15 protein-coding genes are annotated in these 17,111 nt (G+C 35.3%); all 15 read right to left on the bottom strand.

Annotation, left to right across the window (positions count from 1 at the left end; translation table 11 throughout):
- Positions 1 to 129: 129 nt before the first annotated feature.
- The gene (locus APR43_RS22650) at positions 130 to 1,209 is read right to left on the bottom strand and encodes a glycosyltransferase (protein WP_053470215.1); all 1,080 of its coding nucleotides are present in this window, start codon (positions 1,207 to 1,209) and stop codon (positions 130 to 132) included.
- On the bottom strand, positions 1,206 to 2,375 hold the full coding sequence (locus APR43_RS22645; protein WP_165590657.1) for a glycosyltransferase family 4 protein: 1,170 nt from the start codon (positions 2,373 to 2,375) through the stop codon (positions 1,206 to 1,208). Before APR43_RS22645 ends, APR43_RS22650 begins: the two co-directional genes overlap by 4 nt.
- Complete coding sequence (locus tag APR43_RS22640; protein WP_053470217.1) at positions 2,372 to 3,664, bottom strand: hypothetical protein; 1,293 nt, start codon at positions 3,662 to 3,664, stop codon at positions 2,372 to 2,374. The genes APR43_RS22645 and APR43_RS22640 overlap by 4 nt, the downstream gene beginning before the upstream one ends.
- A gap of 4 nt (positions 3,665 to 3,668) precedes the next feature.
- A complete protein-coding gene (locus APR43_RS22635; protein ID WP_053470218.1) occupies positions 3,669 to 4,922 on the bottom strand; it encodes a glycosyltransferase family 4 protein in 1,254 nt (417 codons plus the stop codon).
- A complete protein-coding gene (locus APR43_RS22630) occupies positions 4,919 to 6,001 on the bottom strand; it encodes a hypothetical protein (RefSeq protein WP_053470219.1) in 1,083 nt (360 codons plus the stop codon). The genes APR43_RS22635 and APR43_RS22630 overlap by 4 nt, the downstream gene beginning before the upstream one ends.
- A gap of 52 nt (positions 6,002 to 6,053) precedes the next feature.
- Positions 6,054 to 6,905, bottom strand: coding sequence for a glycosyltransferase family 32 protein (locus APR43_RS22625; RefSeq protein ID WP_053470220.1), 852 nt, complete (start codon positions 6,903 to 6,905; stop codon positions 6,054 to 6,056).
- 25 nt (positions 6,906 to 6,930) lie between these two features.
- Entirely contained in the window at positions 6,931 to 7,905 is a 975-nt protein-coding gene (locus tag APR43_RS22620) for a hypothetical protein (protein WP_123924597.1), read from the bottom strand.
- A 6-nt stretch (positions 7,906 to 7,911) separates the two neighbouring features.
- Positions 7,912 to 8,922: a hypothetical protein gene (locus APR43_RS22615; RefSeq protein WP_053470222.1), complete on the bottom strand. Its 1,011-nt coding sequence runs from the start codon at positions 8,920 to 8,922 to the stop codon at positions 7,912 to 7,914.
- A 10-nt stretch (positions 8,923 to 8,932) separates the two neighbouring features.
- Positions 8,933 to 9,859, bottom strand: a complete 927-nt coding sequence (locus APR43_RS22610) for a hypothetical protein (RefSeq protein ID WP_053470223.1) — start codon at positions 9,857 to 9,859, stop codon at positions 8,933 to 8,935.
- A 105-nt stretch (positions 9,860 to 9,964) separates the two neighbouring features.
- A complete protein-coding gene (locus APR43_RS22605) occupies positions 9,965 to 11,257 on the bottom strand; it encodes an oligosaccharide flippase family protein (protein WP_053470224.1) in 1,293 nt (430 codons plus the stop codon).
- A complete protein-coding gene (locus APR43_RS22600) occupies positions 11,238 to 12,698 on the bottom strand; it encodes a UDP-glucose 6-dehydrogenase (protein ID WP_053470225.1) in 1,461 nt (486 codons plus the stop codon). Before APR43_RS22600 ends, APR43_RS22605 begins: the two co-directional genes overlap by 20 nt.
- Positions 12,699 to 13,025: 327 nt before the next feature.
- The gene (gene gmd, locus APR43_RS22595) at positions 13,026 to 14,150 is read right to left on the bottom strand and encodes a GDP-mannose 4,6-dehydratase (protein WP_053470226.1); all 1,125 of its coding nucleotides are present in this window, start codon (positions 14,148 to 14,150) and stop codon (positions 13,026 to 13,028) included.
- A gap of 98 nt (positions 14,151 to 14,248) precedes the next feature.
- A complete protein-coding gene (locus APR43_RS22590; RefSeq protein ID WP_053470302.1) occupies positions 14,249 to 15,199 on the bottom strand; it encodes a GDP-L-fucose synthase family protein in 951 nt (316 codons plus the stop codon).
- Positions 15,200 to 15,217: 18 nt separating this feature from the next.
- Positions 15,218 to 16,222 carry a mannose-1-phosphate guanylyltransferase gene (locus tag APR43_RS22585; RefSeq protein ID WP_053470227.1) on the bottom strand — a complete coding sequence of 335 codons (1,005 nt, stop codon included), beginning with the start codon at positions 16,220 to 16,222 and terminating at the stop codon, positions 15,218 to 15,220.
- On the bottom strand, positions 16,212 to 16,646 hold the full coding sequence (locus APR43_RS22580) for an adenylyltransferase/cytidyltransferase family protein (protein ID WP_053470228.1): 435 nt from the start codon (positions 16,644 to 16,646) through the stop codon (positions 16,212 to 16,214). Before APR43_RS22580 ends, APR43_RS22585 begins: the two co-directional genes overlap by 11 nt.
- Positions 16,647 to 17,111: the final 465 nt, after the last annotated feature.

Here is a 17,111-nt window from a genome sequence, read left to right as displayed (position 1 = left end):
CTCCATGTTTTAAATAAACGGGAAGCAAATGGGCGAAATATAATCAGCCGTGCAAAATTCCAGATCAATCTTGAAATTTTGTTTTTTAAGCTGAAAGAATGACTATAAGTAGATAAATCCAAAACTGCGTTAATTAAGTATTTTTTTATACAAGTCGTTCATTTGATTGGCAACAGCTTTAATTTCATATTTTTCTGCCACAAGTCTTCTTCCTTTTCGGCCCATACTTTCTAGTTCGTAAGCCGCCGTGTTCAATACTTGCGTAATGATTTTTTCGAGATTTGGAACTGATAAATTTATCCACCAGCCGCATTCGTGTATTTCAAGATCTTCCCACGGTGTACCTTGCGTTGTAATTACTGGAACTCCAAGAGCCAACGCTTCTGCAATTACAATCCCAAAATTTTCGCTATGCGTTGGAAGTACCATAACATCGGCAGATCGTAAAAAATCCCATTTTTCATTACCATATTTTGCTCCAACAAAATTTACATTTTTGAGATCTCTGGCACTGTTACTTAAATGTGCTATATAATTTTTATCGCCATTTCCGGCAATTTCAAGAGACCAACCTTTAGTGTTACAATGACGCCAGGCTTCGAGCAATAATTCAATTCCTTTTTTGGGATGAATTCTGGATATAAAAACCATTTTTTTTGTTCCGTAACATTCTTTAATTCCTTTAATATCGTTCAAATCAATACCATTTGGAATGATAGAAATAGGCGGTTTAAATCCTAAATACTGAATATTTAGCGCTTCCATTTCGGCAGTTGTATGCAAAAAGGCAACATCCTGAATGGCTTTTTTTTGATATAAAAACAATCCTAATCTTTTCTTCCACGGATTGTTAGCCATGATCCACGGTTCTAACATGCCGTGTGGAGACAGGATTACTTTTATGCCTAATTCCTGAGCTACTTTTTGAAAACCCCAATTTTGCGGACTCCAGATTCCGTTGATATGAACTATATCCGGTTTTTCGGCCTGCAAAAAAATTCTAAAGTCTTCGAGCATATCAAACCATCTCAAAATACCGCCTTCAAAAAATTTGATTCGAATACCCGGAATATCTATAGGATGAGACGTTTTTTTTGTTGCCACCACTATTTCCATATGTTTTGATAAAGCCGTGCTTAATAATCGCATATATTCTGTAGTTCCTCCGCCGCCTTTATCAATCCCCGCAATAAAATGGATTACTTTCATACAATTTGATTTATTTCTTTGTAAATAACTTCGACAGCATCAAGGAAATATTCAGTAGTAAATTTTTGCGACTGGGTAAATGATCTTTCAATTGTTTCCGTTTGCTGAGGCCGGCTTAATTTCAATACTTTTTCGATTGTTTTTGCGCCTTCCTCTTTCCATTGCTGCCACTGTGCAGGATCTGCTGGTTTTTTCTCAATGTAAAAAGCGGCCATTCCGCCTACTTCGTTCATTGGTGCTTTATTGGTTGTGATTACTGGGCATCCAGAAGCCATTGCTTCAATAATAGGCCAGCCAAAACCTTCGTCTAATGACGGAAACAATAAACAAATTGCTCCGGAATAGGCATTATTAACATGTTCATCTGATAGGTTTGTGATGAAATGAATATCGTTTTTGAATGGTGATTTTTTGTGCAGAAGATTTAATTCTTCTGATGGTTCTTCGCCAATCAAAACCAAGGGTATATTTGTATGGTATAAGTTTCTCCAGGTTTCGTAAATCTCCAAAACACCTTGTCGGTTTTTATAATATTGATTCCCTCCAATGTGCATGATGTAACCTTCAGATAAAAGTATATTAAACTTTGCTTCTAATAAATCTCTTGAAGATTCTCTTGGCAGAGAAAAAAACGGACGGCTTAATCCGTTGTAACATACTTTTGAATTGGTAATTTCTCCCAAATGCAATTGGTGTAAATCCTGACGTGTTTTTTTAGATATTGAAATGAAATTTTTTCCTTTTGAAAAACCTCTTCTAATATAAATTTGATACAGCTTTCCGGTAAACGATGTCGGGTTTTCAGGCACCATTCCCAATGCCGATTTTAAGGCTAAAAAATCATGGCAGTGTACAACGTGTTTTCTGTTTTTTACCAACGGAACCCACGGACCAAGCGCCTGATCTGCAAATACAAATAGAGTATCTTTTGATGAATTGCGTAATTTTAGTTTTACTTCTAATGGAAATACAAAATACTGATCCAGATAACCCAGCCATTTTTTAAAGGATTTCAGTATGGGCAATTTGTAAAATCTTGCTTTCGGACTCCAGACTGCTACTTCATGTCCTCTTTCTTTCATCCCGTTCAGCAGCATATTGGCATAGCGAGGCATGCTTTGATGCGCTGTAAAGGAAGGATGCGTAAAAAGGACAATTTTCATCATTCTGTTTTCAAATTGATGTTCATACCGGCCAATAATAAACCTGTTGCAATCACCGCGCAGCCCAGCATACTTGGCTGAGCCCATTGGCCTTGGGTAATTAAAAACAAAGCCGTTCCGCAAAATGTTAAGGGCAATAGTTTATAGTTTCCGGGTAATTTTATAGAGCTATAAAAAAGGCCAAAGGCCAAAACTAATCTCAAAACGACAAGTCCGCCGCCTAAAATAAGTCCCTGTTCTCCGCCCACACGATTTAATTCGCCTTCTGAAACTAAAAATTTTCTTTGACCTGTTAGCAGCTGTGCGCCAGCATTGGTTCCCATTCCTAAATTCCCTTCAAATAAAGGTGCTTTTAATAATGTTGTGATAGGTTCTGTAAATCCGTTTATGGTTCGCATTACAATAGATCCTCCTTCTTGTCCTTTTGCCGTATCGACACGGCTCATAAAAACCTGAGTTCCTAAATTGAAAATGGAAGTTGTTTTTTGTAAAACCATAAATAAAACCACAATTACCAAAACGGTCGATATTAATCGTATTAATGATTTTACACTGGTTGTTGATCCTGCAAAAGCAAAAAAACCAACTAATAAAACGCCTAAAACTGCTGTTCTGCTCACCGTTAAAGGCAAAGCAATTATTAAGGCAACTGTACTGGAAATAAGTAAAAGTTTAGAACAGGCTTCTTTTGAAAGCCAGAAATAAAACACAAATACCGAAACCAAAATATAGTAAGCCGATAATCCTGTGGTAAACGAAAATGTTCCCGATGGTCTGAAATATCCCATTGCGCCATCAAAACCTGCGCTTCCTTCTCCGCCCAAACCTGTATTGATATAAGCAGTCTGCGGACTTGTAAACTGAAGGTAAATAATGATGGTCATTAAAATATTGGTCGCCAGCATGACACGTCCCATTTTAAGAACATCTTCTTTTTTAAATACGGCTCCAATTATAAAAATCAGCGGAAAATGAATCAGCATAATTCTTGCTCCATAAAGACCTACAAATAGATTTCCGTGTCCGAAAGTGAGCGTAATCGCTAAACCTAATAAGGTAAAAATGGCGCTTAAAACTACGTAGCCGTTTATAAATTTCACATCTAGATAAAAAGCTCTTATGATGATAAAAATAGCAATTGGGTCACGCACAATTAAAAGCGGCGTAGCCAGACTTGGCAAAATCCATTTACGGAGTGCGCCTTCAAAAACCCAAAGCAAAAAATACAGCCAAATGGCTATTTTTAAGGTTTTATAAGATTGTGCTATATCTTGTTCTTTTGGGGTGTCCATTTTTCTAATTGTTTACAAAATCTTTTAATGAAGAAAGTGCATCGGACATTTCTTTTCCATAAACTGACCACGGTCTGGTTTGTGCTTTGTTTTGAGCGGCAAATCCAAATTGTTCCAATATTTCCGGTTTTTCAAGTATTTGAATAATGACTTCTTTTATGGCTTTTGAAGATCCGGCGGGGACAATCCATCCGTCTTTTCCGTGTTCTATTAAATCCGGGCCTGCGGTACGATTGGTTGTAATAACCGGAATTCCCTGCGACATGGCTTCGGTAATAACCAAACCAAAACCTTCAAAAAGAGAAGGAAAAACAAATACGTCATGTTCGTACATACACTCTAAAACCTCATCGTGTGATAATGATGGAATCCAATTGTGTTTTTCTAAAGCCAGATTCAATGCTTCGCAATTGGAAATTGCTTTGTGTCCCACAATTGTCAGCTCTACTTTGTCTTCCATTTTTTCGACTGCGTCAAATAGATAAGAAATTCCTTTTCGCTGCGATAAACCTCCTATAAATAAAATTTTAAGCTTTCGATCTAAAAGAGGTTCGTAGTATTTTTTTCTGGTAACTGCCGGAAAGCCGTATGGAATTACTTTTATTTCGGGCAGGTTTCCTTTATAGTTTTCTAATGTTTTTTTGGTAAAACTGCTGGCGACAAAAATTACATCAGCCAGAGCTAATTCTTCATCTTTTTTGCTCAGTTTTCCTAGTGAATCATTGAAACCTGTAAGCGTATCTGACCAAGCCGGATTAATGTCAAATTCTTTCTGCATCAATAAACGGGCGCTTTTCCAATACCCAATTGGTAAATCGTAAATGCAGTAAAGTCCTAATTGTTTTGCTGCTTTAAATGTCGATAAAGCTCCGTCTTCGTATGCATAAACGCCTAAAAGACCTTCTTTTTTTAATTCAGCTAAATTATCAGCAACCCATTTATCATGTTTTTGATAGACTTTGTCAATACAGAAAAAGCCTTTTTCGTGTGTGATTAAAAAATCTAATTTGAATTTTGAAGTCAGTAAACGTCCAAATTCAAAAAAGGATCTTGATCGTGTGTATGGCTGCCAGGTTTCGTCTAGACTTCTTCTTTGTAAATCTTTTAGTTTCGGATTATTTCCAAGTTTAAACAATAACTGTCCGGGAAATATAGCAATTGAAGTAAACAGTTTAAAAAGCTGCTGTTCTTTCAATAAACCGGTTACCAGATTTTTTGAATTTGCGTTTAAAGTTGGATGTGAAACCAATAATTTCATACTGCCGAAATTGAATTGATAAACTGCGCAGCAATAGCATTTAAGTCTGAAATCTCAACGTTTTGCGGTGTTATATTCAGATTGTTTTTTTCGTATTTAATAATCTGCGGAATCACATATTGTCCTTTTGTTGGAGTCCAATTTCTGGAAACACAAATCGTATTGATTTGATGTTCTTTGTACGCTGCAAAAACGCCGCTTTTTTCTGTTTGAAAATACGGTGTTGTTGATATTCCAAAATCACTGTCTCTCAAAACCTGAGATATTACTTTTTCAGATTGTACGCCAAGAATTTCATAAGCAATATTATAATTGTCCAATATTGCGGTGTACTTAATTAATTCCGGTCCATTTTTACCGACGAAAACAAATTTTATAGGTTTCTCAAACTTAGCTGCATTACTGCTTAAATCTTTAATAAAATCTTCAAAAGGAGCTCCGTTATGAATGGTTCCAAACAAAACAAACTGGGCAAATTCTATTGGTTCTTTTTTCACCGCTGTTAACGGAATATTACCGCAAATAGGCAAAACTTCTGCTTTAATATTTTGAGATTGAAGAAAGAACTGGTATAATTTATTTTGGGTATTTATGGAGTGTGTTTTTGTATTGTGGACTATTTTTTTGGCGATTACCTGCTGCAACTTTCCAATACATTTGTGTTTAATCGAAGATTCGGTATCGATTCCCAGCCATAATTCATGAAACATAATATGCCATTTATGATTTCCTCTAATTTTTTTTAAGTATGAAGGAAGCCAAAATGGCAATCCTTTTGGGTTGAAGCTGTACGGAACGTATTGAAGCGAAATCCAGTCGGGTTCAAAATCTTTCAGGATTTTTTGCAGCCAAATTAAACGCTGATCGTTTGGTGCTGCAACCGGAATTCGATGTACAATTACTGAAGTTTCTTCTACAACCTGAGTTTCGCTGATAAACGAAACGGCTTCGTGATCGCATAAAGATAAAATTTGTGCATCGTGGCCGGATTTTATAAGTTTACCACATAAGCGGCGGGTATAATCGCCTACTCCATCGTTACCAATTTCTGCAGAGCCGCATATGAAGAGTATTTCCATTTCGTGATTTAATTATTGATTTTTATAGGGAGGTTTTTTAGTTTTTCGTCAATCAAATTGATGAGTGTTTTGTTATAATTGTTTTCAGGTATTTTGATGTACGATAGGTTTTTTTAACGCTTTTATCAATAAAATTGACGACGGGAAATAATCTGGGGTAATGGTTCCGGACTAAATGCAGGAACTTTTCAATGCCTTTTTTTCCGCGCCAGCTTCCGTTTATTAAATGGATTGCATACGATCTTCTGTCTAAATAAATAGAATTTCCTACGAGAATATTGGCCGGAAGAATCAGCATATTTTCTCTTAAAACCTGTTCTTTATTTTGATAGGTATAACCGTATTTTTCGGCAACCGGAGTTATTACAGAACCTATGATAACTTTTTTTAAATTCATAGTTCCGTCTTCACCAAATAACTGCAGATTTTTATATTGTTCTAAACAATCTTTGACATACGGATGATTTGGTACTGATGCAAAAATTGCTCCCTGAACTGCAAATCCTGTAATAGTTTCGCCGTTTACTGGCAAATAAGAAGCGTTTAACTGTTTAAGTCCGCCTGCATCTTCAAACAAACCGGGATGTATTTCGTGTGCGCTGAAAAAGTCATAATCAAACCATGTTTCCTTAAACGGTTTCAGTATTTTAACATCAGAATCCAGATATAAACCACCTTCGGTATATAAGGCATACAGACGAATGTAATCTGCTGCAAAAGCCCATTTCTTTGCCTGAAAAGCTTCTTTTACAAAAGGAATTGAATCAAAATCAAAACTATCTTTATTCCATATTCGTAATTCAAATTCAGGCAGATGAATTTTCCATGTAGCCATACATTCTTTTATAAATGGCGTATAATCTTCACCACTAAACCAGCAAATATGAATTGTTTTTGGAATCATAATTTTTTATCCGTTTTAAAAAAATTTACACTTTATAGAATCTTCCAATAACTTTGGCTACTTTAATACCTATTAATTTTCGTGTAATTTCCCATTTAGAATGTGCCAATATGGGTTCACTACAATATTTCCAATAAATAACATCTAAATTTCTAGGGATTTTTCCCTGCCCGGCTCTTAATAAATGGTGCGCTTTCCATGGTTTTGGACTTCCCATTCCGTGGGACATTGTCGAATCACCTTCAGAAAAACCCATTCCTTCTTTTCCAATATAACTTACAGGATCATTATAAACTTCAATTGCCACATTTAAAGCATCCTGATCTGGTTTATCAAAAATCTGGAATCCTTCTCTTTTTAAAACCGTTGAATTGTAGGATTGATTTAAAAAAATAGAATTCTCCAAACCTCCAATTGCAGGTCCCATAAGTTCTTGCATCTGAACCCATAAATTTAAAAAGGAACTGTTTTTTTTAAGAAGTCCAACAAAACCGGCGTTTACATAAATTGCGTTTTTAAAATGTAAATCAATGTGGTAGTGTTTGTAATAGTTTTTCCAGCCTTGCCGCCGGGGATGAAATTCCTGCAAAGGTGAATTAACATCTTCGCAAAGTGCAACGCCGCAGTTTATCCATTGTTCGTAACACACCCATGAATCGTTTATCACAATATCGGGATCAAAATAAAACATGGCGTCTGCATCTTTTGCCGGGCCTTCCCAGAGTTCCAGCATAAAATCCGGCTTGTAGTTTGCCATATTATAGTTGGTCACTATTGGCAGAAAAATCAGTTTTATTTCCTGCACGGGAGTTAGGACAATGGCTTCTTTCCATTTACCAATTGTTTCTTTTTCACCTTTTAAAACCCAGTTGGGTAATTTGCCTCGATAACCTACATAAATATTGCCTCTAAATCCATTTTGATATAGTGAATTAGAAAGTGCAGCTACACCAAAATGGTAGTGACCCTCGAAAATAGTGCAAACTGCTGCATTCATCATATAGTATTATAAATTTAAGATGCGTTTAAGTCTTCTTGTAACTCGTTTAGATTGATGTTTGATATAGGTAATATAAAATAAATCAGAGCTTTGCACTTTATACAAACTCATCATTCGCTCTTTATCCGTCTGGCTGGAATACATTAATTCGTCGATTGATTCTGTACCCAAACGGCCTCTGCCGGAATAATGCAAATGACTAATGGGTACATTTAAAGCTCTAAAAGAAGATTGTTTATTGACCACTATTTTAGATTCTTCAGACAATTGGGAATACCAAATTTTGTATGAGTCTGTATTTTGTTTGTACCCTCCCTGAATGGCGTGAATTAAATCTAAACTATTGGTGTAATCTCCAGACCATGAACTGAGCCAATTATATGGAGGTTTACATAAATTAAGTAATTTCCAGTCTCCCAATAATGAAGCGATATGCAATAAGGATTGATCGTGTTTTTTTGGAATTTCTGGATGCTGCTTGAACCATTCTACAGCGGTGTTCATATCTTCAATCAATTTTGAACTTTTTCTTACCAAGATATGTCCGGCTGTAATGGCGGAATTTAAACTGTCTTTTCCGAAATTTTCTTTTACTTTTTCGGGCAGTAAATAATTGTGTATGCCGCAAGTTGTGTATTCTGTATCGGCATGAACTAAATCATGTCCGTTTGCAAACTCAAACAAACGTTCCCAATTCATTAGTGCCACGATATCATTATCTGTATAAATAAATTCATCCCAATCTGAAAAGAATGCTAAAAAACGGTATAAAAATCCCATTGGACATTCTGTTAAAACGCTTCTCAGGTTTTTTATAAAACTTCTGGCTTCTTCCGAAAAATCTTCTACGGTTAAAAATTCAACTTCATTTAAGATGTATTGGGAATTTACTTTTTCCCCTCCAAAATGAATTAGTCGAATTGGTAATGTACAGCCGCTTTTTCTAATGGAATAAATTAGGTTTTCGCTGTACCACTGACTTTTTAAATTGGCCACTAAAACAATACCTTTTTTCATCTATATCGGTTTATAAGCTTAAATGCCATTTATAATTTTTCTGCCACATTTTATGACGAACAGGCCCTGTATAATGCCGAACTGCCATTTGTTTTGGACTGAATAAATAGGAAAAATCAAATTGATCGCCTGAGTCTAAAATGAAGGTTTTAGGTGTTAGAGGCATATAGGAATTATTTTTTAGCAAATGATGGTAAACGGTTTGTTCGCTAAAATATTCGTAGGTGAAATTATAGGTTTTAAAAAAGTCCAGCGATTCTTGTATGTTCTTAAAAGCTTCATTGGCAAAAATAAAACCGGAGTTTACCTGATATATTTGTTCTGAGTTTAGGGCTTTGTAACGGCTGTCTAAACAGCCCCAGCTTACATCTGGCATATACCAGCCATTTGCTTTGGGTTTTTCTGTTAATATTAGTTTTAAAACATTGGCGTGTTCATAAAACAAAATATCAGAGTCTATGAATAGTGTTGGTTTTTCGATTGGATGATTTAAATAGTAAAATAGTTTTTTTCCTAATGGATATTTTTTAGCATAATCGATTAGGTAGTTTTCATAGGGTTCTAATTCTTCTTTACATAAACCTTTTAAGGATTCTATTTCGCTCCAGTCGAGTCCTTCGGCTACTTTTAGGAAATCAAAATTGCTTTCGAGTTGGTTTATTTGTGCCTGAGTATGCGTACCGTCTGAATAAAGTGTCCATTTAATTGGTTTTCCTACGTAGCGAATAAAGGATAAAACAGACAAGACCTGCTCGTGAAAATCATTGAATGAGGAGAAACTGGCAACCTCCATTTCAATAGTTTTTTTTTTACTGACTTGGTTTACCAAATGATATAATCCTATTGCTACTTGTCTGGCAAATTTTTTACGATTTACTCTCCCTTTTGCTATGGTTATTTTTTTGGTAAGTCCGCCTTGGCCTGGTAATTTATTCATGTTTAAATTCTATAGTTTTTAATATAGCTCGTTAATCTATTTCTTTATTCTTTATTCTTTATTCTTTATTCTTTATTCTTTATTCTTTATTCTTTATTCTTTAATTTATTTCTCAGCTCTAATTATTACTGAAAAACTAAATATATAATTTACTAATAATGAAAGACATTGGTTAAAAATGCTGTAGTACAAAATACCTCGAAGCTTTGTTAAATCCCAAATAAAATAAGCTAGTATAACGGTTCCTAAATTGAGTGCAATTACAAAAATTGGGTTTAAAAAATGTCCTCTGCTGCCTATTAAATTACCGCTCATTGCTGCAATTAATCCGATGCAATTGGATAACATAATCAAAAAAAGTTCAGATGATAATGAACTGTATGAGGCTCCTAAAAGCCATAACATTTGAGCAGGAAATAAAAATACGATCAGCATTATAAAGCCTGCAGCAAAAAAAAGGATCAACTGAAAAAATAAAAAATATCTTAAAAGGATTTCTTTATCATCTGCTAATCTCGAAAATCGGGGTAAAAATAAAGTGCCTGATATCGTGGTAAAAAAAGCCATGAGTGCCGCAAATCTGCCCAACGCTCCTATACTTGCCAAATCAGTAGAGTTGCCAAAAACAGATAATATCCAAATTACGATTTGTCCTGATAGTGCATAAAATATAATATTGGGCAGGATGCGGGTTACAATTTTGAGTATCTCTTTACGAATTACGGGATCTGGTTTTTGGTGACTGTCTACAAACTTTTTATTGATTATTTTGAGTTTTGAATTGCCGTATATCTGCGGAATTCCTGAAGCCAAAATAAGGACGAATGTCCAGGGAAAAATAAAAATTGTTAGGATTACTAATAGCAATCGTCCAAATCCAACTCGTAATTGATTTTTTTGTAAACTCGAAATATCCTGATGTAACTTGGGTGTTATTTCTAGTAAAGAATCTGATAAGGCAGCGTAAAAAGCCGGAATCAAGGACAGAAAAATTAAAACTGCCGATAACCAGCTGGCATTATTTTTTAATAATAAATAAATGATTATTGGGGTAGAAACGGTTAAGGCTATAAAGGCAAATTTCTTTCTTAAATCTAAACCTGTTGCCAGCACTTCGCCCAGTTTTTTAGGGTCTTTCCATACTTTGCCGCTCAGTGCCATGACTCCGTTTGAAATACCGGAATCTGTAAACATTACTAAAGTTCCTAACATGGTATTGGCGAGCGTGTATAAGGCGTATTCCTGAACAGGCAGCATTCTGACAATTAATATCCCGGAAACAAATCCGATTAATTTTAGGATTACTTCTGTACTTCCTACAATCGAAATTAATTTTATAAAATTTAGACTTTTATCGAAATGCTGGTGCTGTTTTATTTTATCTAATGACCAGTTCATTTTCTACTTTTAATTTAGCACTAAAAGAATTATTTTTGCCAATTCCTTTTACCTGAAAACCTATTGCTGCTAATTTTTTAAAATCGAGAATATTTCGTCCGTCAAATAAAAAAGCGGGTTTGTACATGTTGTTGTAAATACTTTCCCAATCGTAGGTTTTAAATTCGTCCCATTCTGTTAATACAGCAATTGCATGAGCCTCGTCGAGTGCATCTGTGGCTTTTTTGTAAACAAATATTTGATTTAATTTTGATTTGATTTTATCTTCAGAAAGTCCTTTTAATTCCCATAAATAGCGCATATCGGATTTAATTTTTTCTTCGGAAACTTTGGGATCGTAAACATGAATTTCTGCTCCGTCTTCGATTAAATGTTCGGCTACATAAATCGCTGCCGATTCTCTGGTATCGTTAGTGTCTTTTTTGAAAGCCCAGCCTAAAAAGGTTATCTTTTTTCCGCTTACGGTATTAAAAAGAGAGCAGATAATATTTTTGGCGAAACGGTATTTTTGATAATCATTTAGAATAATAATCTGCTCCCAATAATTAGCGACTTCCGGCAGATTAAAATAACGGCACAAATACACTAAGTTTAAAATATCTTTTTGAAAACAAGATCCTCCAAATCCTACCGAAGCTTTAAGAAACTTTGAACCAATTCGACTGTCTGTTCCTATGGCGGCGGCGACCTCATCAACATCGGCTTCTGTCGCTTCGCATAAAGCTGATAACGCATTAATAGATGAAATTCTCTGTGCTAAAAAGGCGTTGGCTGTTAATTTTGATAATTCTGAAGACCAGACATTTGTGGTTAAAATTTGTTTCGGCGAAAGCCAATGTGCATAAATATCAACTAAAGACTGAATGGCTTTTTGTCCGCTTTCTGTTTGATTTCCTCCAATTAAAACTCGATCAGCATTAAATAAATCTTCGATGGCTGTTCCTTCGGCTAAAAACTCAGGATTAGAAAGTACCTCAAATTTTACCCCGTTTCCGGTATGATCTAAAATAGTCTGCAAGGTTTGAGCTGTTCGAACAGGAAGCGTTGATTTTTCGACTATAATTTTATCATTTTTGGCTATTCGGGCTATTTGTCTGGCACATAATTCTACAAATTTTAAATCGGCAGCCATTCCTTTGCCTTCGCCGTATGTTTTTGTTGGCGTATTTACGGCTATAAAAATCATATCTGCAGCTTCGATTGCAGCATCAACATCGGTCGAAAAAAACAAATTACGTCCTCTTGCTTCACGAACTACATCTGCAAGTCCGGGTTCGTAAACAGGAAGTTTATCTAAATTTTCTTCATTCCATGCCGAAATACGATCTGTATTTAAATCTACAACTGTTACTTTTATTTCGGGACATTTCAATGCTATAACAGACATTGTGGGTCCTCCAACGTAACCGGCTCCTAAGCAGCAAATATTTTTGATTTTCATTTAGTTCGTTTTTTTGGGAAGTGTTTTTTTAAACACATAGAGACATAGATTTTGATTATGTAAAAAGACTATAAAAAGAAACTAGTTTCTAACACATAGTTCTCACTGTTTGTCATTCCGAGGAACGAGGAATCGCACAAGTAACACCGCAACAGTAAGTCGCCAATCTTTGTCGATTCTCTAGTGCGATTCCTCGTTCCTCGGAATGACAAGATTGTGCTGTCTATGTTTGTTTATGCAAGTGAAACGCCTTTTTTAAGATTCCTAAAAACTATGTTTCTATGTGTTTAAATTAAGCGCAACTGGTTTATTAATCTTCTGTTCGACTTATTCGAAATAATTTAAGATTGTATAACCGCATTCTTTTAAATGCTGTTCTTTCTCCATCAGTTTTAAATCAGACTGCATCATTTCTTTTACTAATGATTCTAAATCGTATTTGCATTTCCAGCCGAGTTTAGTTCTGGCTTTTGTGGGATCACCAACTAATAAATCTACTTCTGTTGGTCTAAAATAATTGGCATCGACTTCTAATACTTCTTTACCAATCGGAATTTGATAATCTGGATTACTGCAATATTTTACAAGAGCTTTTTCATTTATTCCTTTTCCTTTAAATTCCAGTTCAATACCAACTTCGGCGAAACTCATTCGTACAAATTCGCGAACGGTTGTCGTTTTTCCTGTAGCAATTACCCAATCTTCCGGTTCATCGGCCTGTAAAATCATCCACATCATTTGTACATAATCTTTGGCATGTCCCCAATCGCGCTGTGCGTCGAGATTTCCTAAGTATAATTTATCCTGTAATCCTAAAGCAATTCGTGCCGTTGCTCTGGTAATTTTTCGTGTTACAAAAGTTTCGCCGCGAATGGGTGATTCGTGATTAAATAAGATCCCATTGCAGGCATACATTCCGTAAGCTTCTCTGTAATTTACCGTAATCCAATACGCGTACATTTTGGCTACTGCATAAGGCGAACGCGGATAAAATGGTGTTGTTTCAGACTGCGGAACTTCCTGTACTTTTCCGTACAATTCTGAAGTTGAAGCCTGATAAATTCTTGTCTTTTTTTCTAATCCAAGCAAACGAACAGCGTCTAAAAGTCTTAAAGTTCCTAAACCATCTGCATTTCCTGTATATTCCGGAGTTTCAAATGAAACGGCTACATGGCTCATGGCGGCCAGATTGTAGATTTCATCGGGTTGAACTTCCTGAATGATTCGGGTTAAATTAGTGCTATCTGTCATATCGCCATAATGCAGAATAAAATTTCTGTTTTCTACATAAGGATCCTGGTATAAATGATCAATTCTGTCTGTATTAAATAAAGAAGTACGTCTTTTTAATCCGTGTACGATATAGCCTTTTTCTAATAAAAATTCACTTAAATAGGCTCCGTCTTGTCCTGTAACTCCTGTTATAAGAGCTGTTTTTTTCAATGGATTCATAATTTAATTATAAGGCACAAAGGCATTATGCTGCAAAGTCGCAAATTTTGTAAAGTCGTAACGATAAAGGGGTTTGGGGTAATTTGAAGGGCAAAAGGTCAGTAAACCTTTTGTTTGAAATTTTCGATGTTTTCTAAAAACCAAGTGTAGGTTTTTTGTATTCCTTCTTCGAGTTCTATTTGGTGTTTCCAGCCCATGCTGTGCATTTTAGAAACATCCATTAATTTTCGTGGTGTGCCGTCGGGTTTTGTATCGTCCCAAAGAATCTCTCCGGTGTGGCCTACAATTTTTTGTACCAATGCGGCAAGTTCCTTAATGGTTAAATCTTTTCCGGTTCCAATATTATACAAATGTTCGGGAAGCTCATTTTCTAAAGCAAAAACTACTGCTTCTGCCATATCATCTACAAATAGAAATTCACGCATGGGTGTTCCTGTTCCCCACAAGATTACTACTGCATTGTTGTTTTCTTTGGCTTCGTGAAACTTGCGGATCATAGCGGGTAAAACATGAGAACTGTTTAAATCAAAATTGTCGTGAGTTCCATATAAATTGGTTGGCATCATGCTGACAAAATCTTTTTGGTATTGCCTGCGTATGGCTTCACATAATTTTACTCCGGAGATTTTTGCTAAAGCGTACCATTCGTTAGTGGGTTCTAAAGGAGCTGTGAGCAGATATTCTTCTTTTAACGGCTGCGGTGCAAATTTTGGATAAATACAGGAACTTCCTAAAAAAATGAATTTATCTACTGCCAAACGATGTGCTTCATTAATGAGGTTGTTTTGAATCTGCATATTTTCCATCAAAAAATCATACGGAAAATCATTATTTGCCTGAATTCCTCCCACTTTTGCGGCGGCATCGATAATTACATCGGGTTTTGTTTTTCTGATAAAATCGCGAACTGCTTTTTGCTTTCTTAAATCTAATTCTTTGCTGGATGCGCCAATAAGATTCGTGTAGCCTTTTGCAGTCAGCGTTCTCCAAATGGCGCTTCCCACCATTCCGTTATGTCCGGCAATATATATTATGGATTTTTTATTGATCATAGCGTAAATTTTATTTTACAGCAGCGGAGAAGCAATCGATTCTAATTGCTGATAAACTTGTTTTACTTCCTGAGAATTTTCTTTTTGCAAAACCATCAAAGCATCGGCGGTGTAAATCAAAATGCAATTTTTAACGCCAATAAAAGTGGTATGCAGTGAAGTTCCTATAACAATATTTCTGTTGGCATCAATAGGATGCCCTTTTTGAACCAAATAATCATAAACCGATTCGAAAGAACCTAAGTCTGACCAGCCAAAATGAGCGGGAACAACTTTAATGTCTTTGCTTCGTTCCATAACCGCATAATCAATGCTTATAGAAGGAATTTTTATCGACAATTCGTAATTCAAGAAACCATTTGTATTGTTTTCCCAGGCTATTTTTGAAGCTTTGAAAACTTCGGGTTTCTGCTTTTCGAGTTCTGCCAAAAACTTTCCGGCCTTGAAACAAAAAAGTCCGCTGTTCCAGAAATAATTTTTCTTTTTAAGATATTTTACTGCCGTTTCAAAATCGGGTTTTTCATGAAATGCGATTACATTTTCATCTTCAAATTCGATATAACCGTAACCCGTTTCCGGTTTTGTGGGTTCTATGCCAAAGGTTACTAAATAATCCTGATTGGCTAATACAATAGCGTGCCATAAAGCATTATTGTATAAATCGCTGCCTTCTATAATATGGTCTGAGGGGGTTATCAATAAAATATCGTCTGGTTTTGATGCAAATGCGGCAAAGGCAATTGCTGCGGCTGTATTACGGGGGACGGCTTCTACAATATGAGTAAAATGCTTATTCAGTTTTGACATAATCACATTCGTCATTTTGTAGTTTTCAATATTTCCAACAACTATCATTTTTGTTGAAACATTTTCGTTACGAGCCACTGTTTTTTCAAAAAGTGATTGTCCGTCAAAAAGTTCAAGATATTGTTTTGGAAGTGTTTTTCTGGAAAGAGGCCATAATCTGCTGCCAATTCCGCCGGTTAAAACTACATGAGTAATTGTAGTGCTAATTGCCATTAGAATGTATTAAAATTTCTTTTTGATATACTTCATGACGAAGGTTAGTACTCGAAAACCGATGGTCGCGGGTATTAAAATACAACTCGATTCCTTTTTCTTCGCAATAGGCTCTTCCGGTAAAGTCTTTCTCTTTATATTCATCGCCTAAAATGCGCATATCAATAGTAAAAGATTTCAAAATATCTTCTAAATCCTGCTCTGTTGCATAAGGTACAATTTCATCGACAAACTTACACGCTTTTAACTGTATGTATCTTTCGACAACAGTCTGCGTTGGTTTGTTTTTTGTTGGGCGGTCTAATGTTGGATCAGTCTGCAGGCCAACAATTAAATAATCACAATTTTGTTTCGCTTCTTCAAGCATTTTTACGTGTCCCGCATGCAGCAAGTCAAAAGCACTAAAGGTTATTCCAATTTTCATCTTTTTAATGTTTTAAATTAAATAATCAGTTTATGAATGGAGTAATGATTTGTGAAAAAGTATTGTGAACCTGTTTACTGGGGTTTGGGCGCTATTTTTTAAATTTTAAAAAATGGGTTCCCCGTGAATAGTTACATCTGTACTACTCAAAAAAGAAAAAAATTAGGGGTATAAAATCTAAAAAAATTGTGTTTTTGACTGTTTTAAAAAAGATTAAATTCTGTTATGCAAAACAGAAAATTAAAATCCATAATATCAATCTGAATACAACAATAATTTAAGATAAAATTATGATAATGAAGATGATAAGAAATTACTTTTTTGTAACTAAATGTCCTAAATAAGGAAAAATTAGCATGAAAATCGTAAATAATTTTAGTCTCTCCAGATTAAATTTACATCCTATATTAATACTGAAATGGTGCTTTCAAACGGCTTTATCTTTTAATGATTATTAATAGTTAT

Source organism: Flavobacterium sp. NLM (genome assembly GCF_002210235.1).
GTDB classification, from domain to species: domain Bacteria; phylum Bacteroidota; class Bacteroidia; order Flavobacteriales; family Flavobacteriaceae; genus Flavobacterium; species Flavobacterium panici.
The sequence above is the reverse complement of the archived record's forward strand: the minus strand, read 5'-3'. Positions and strand labels throughout refer to the sequence as shown.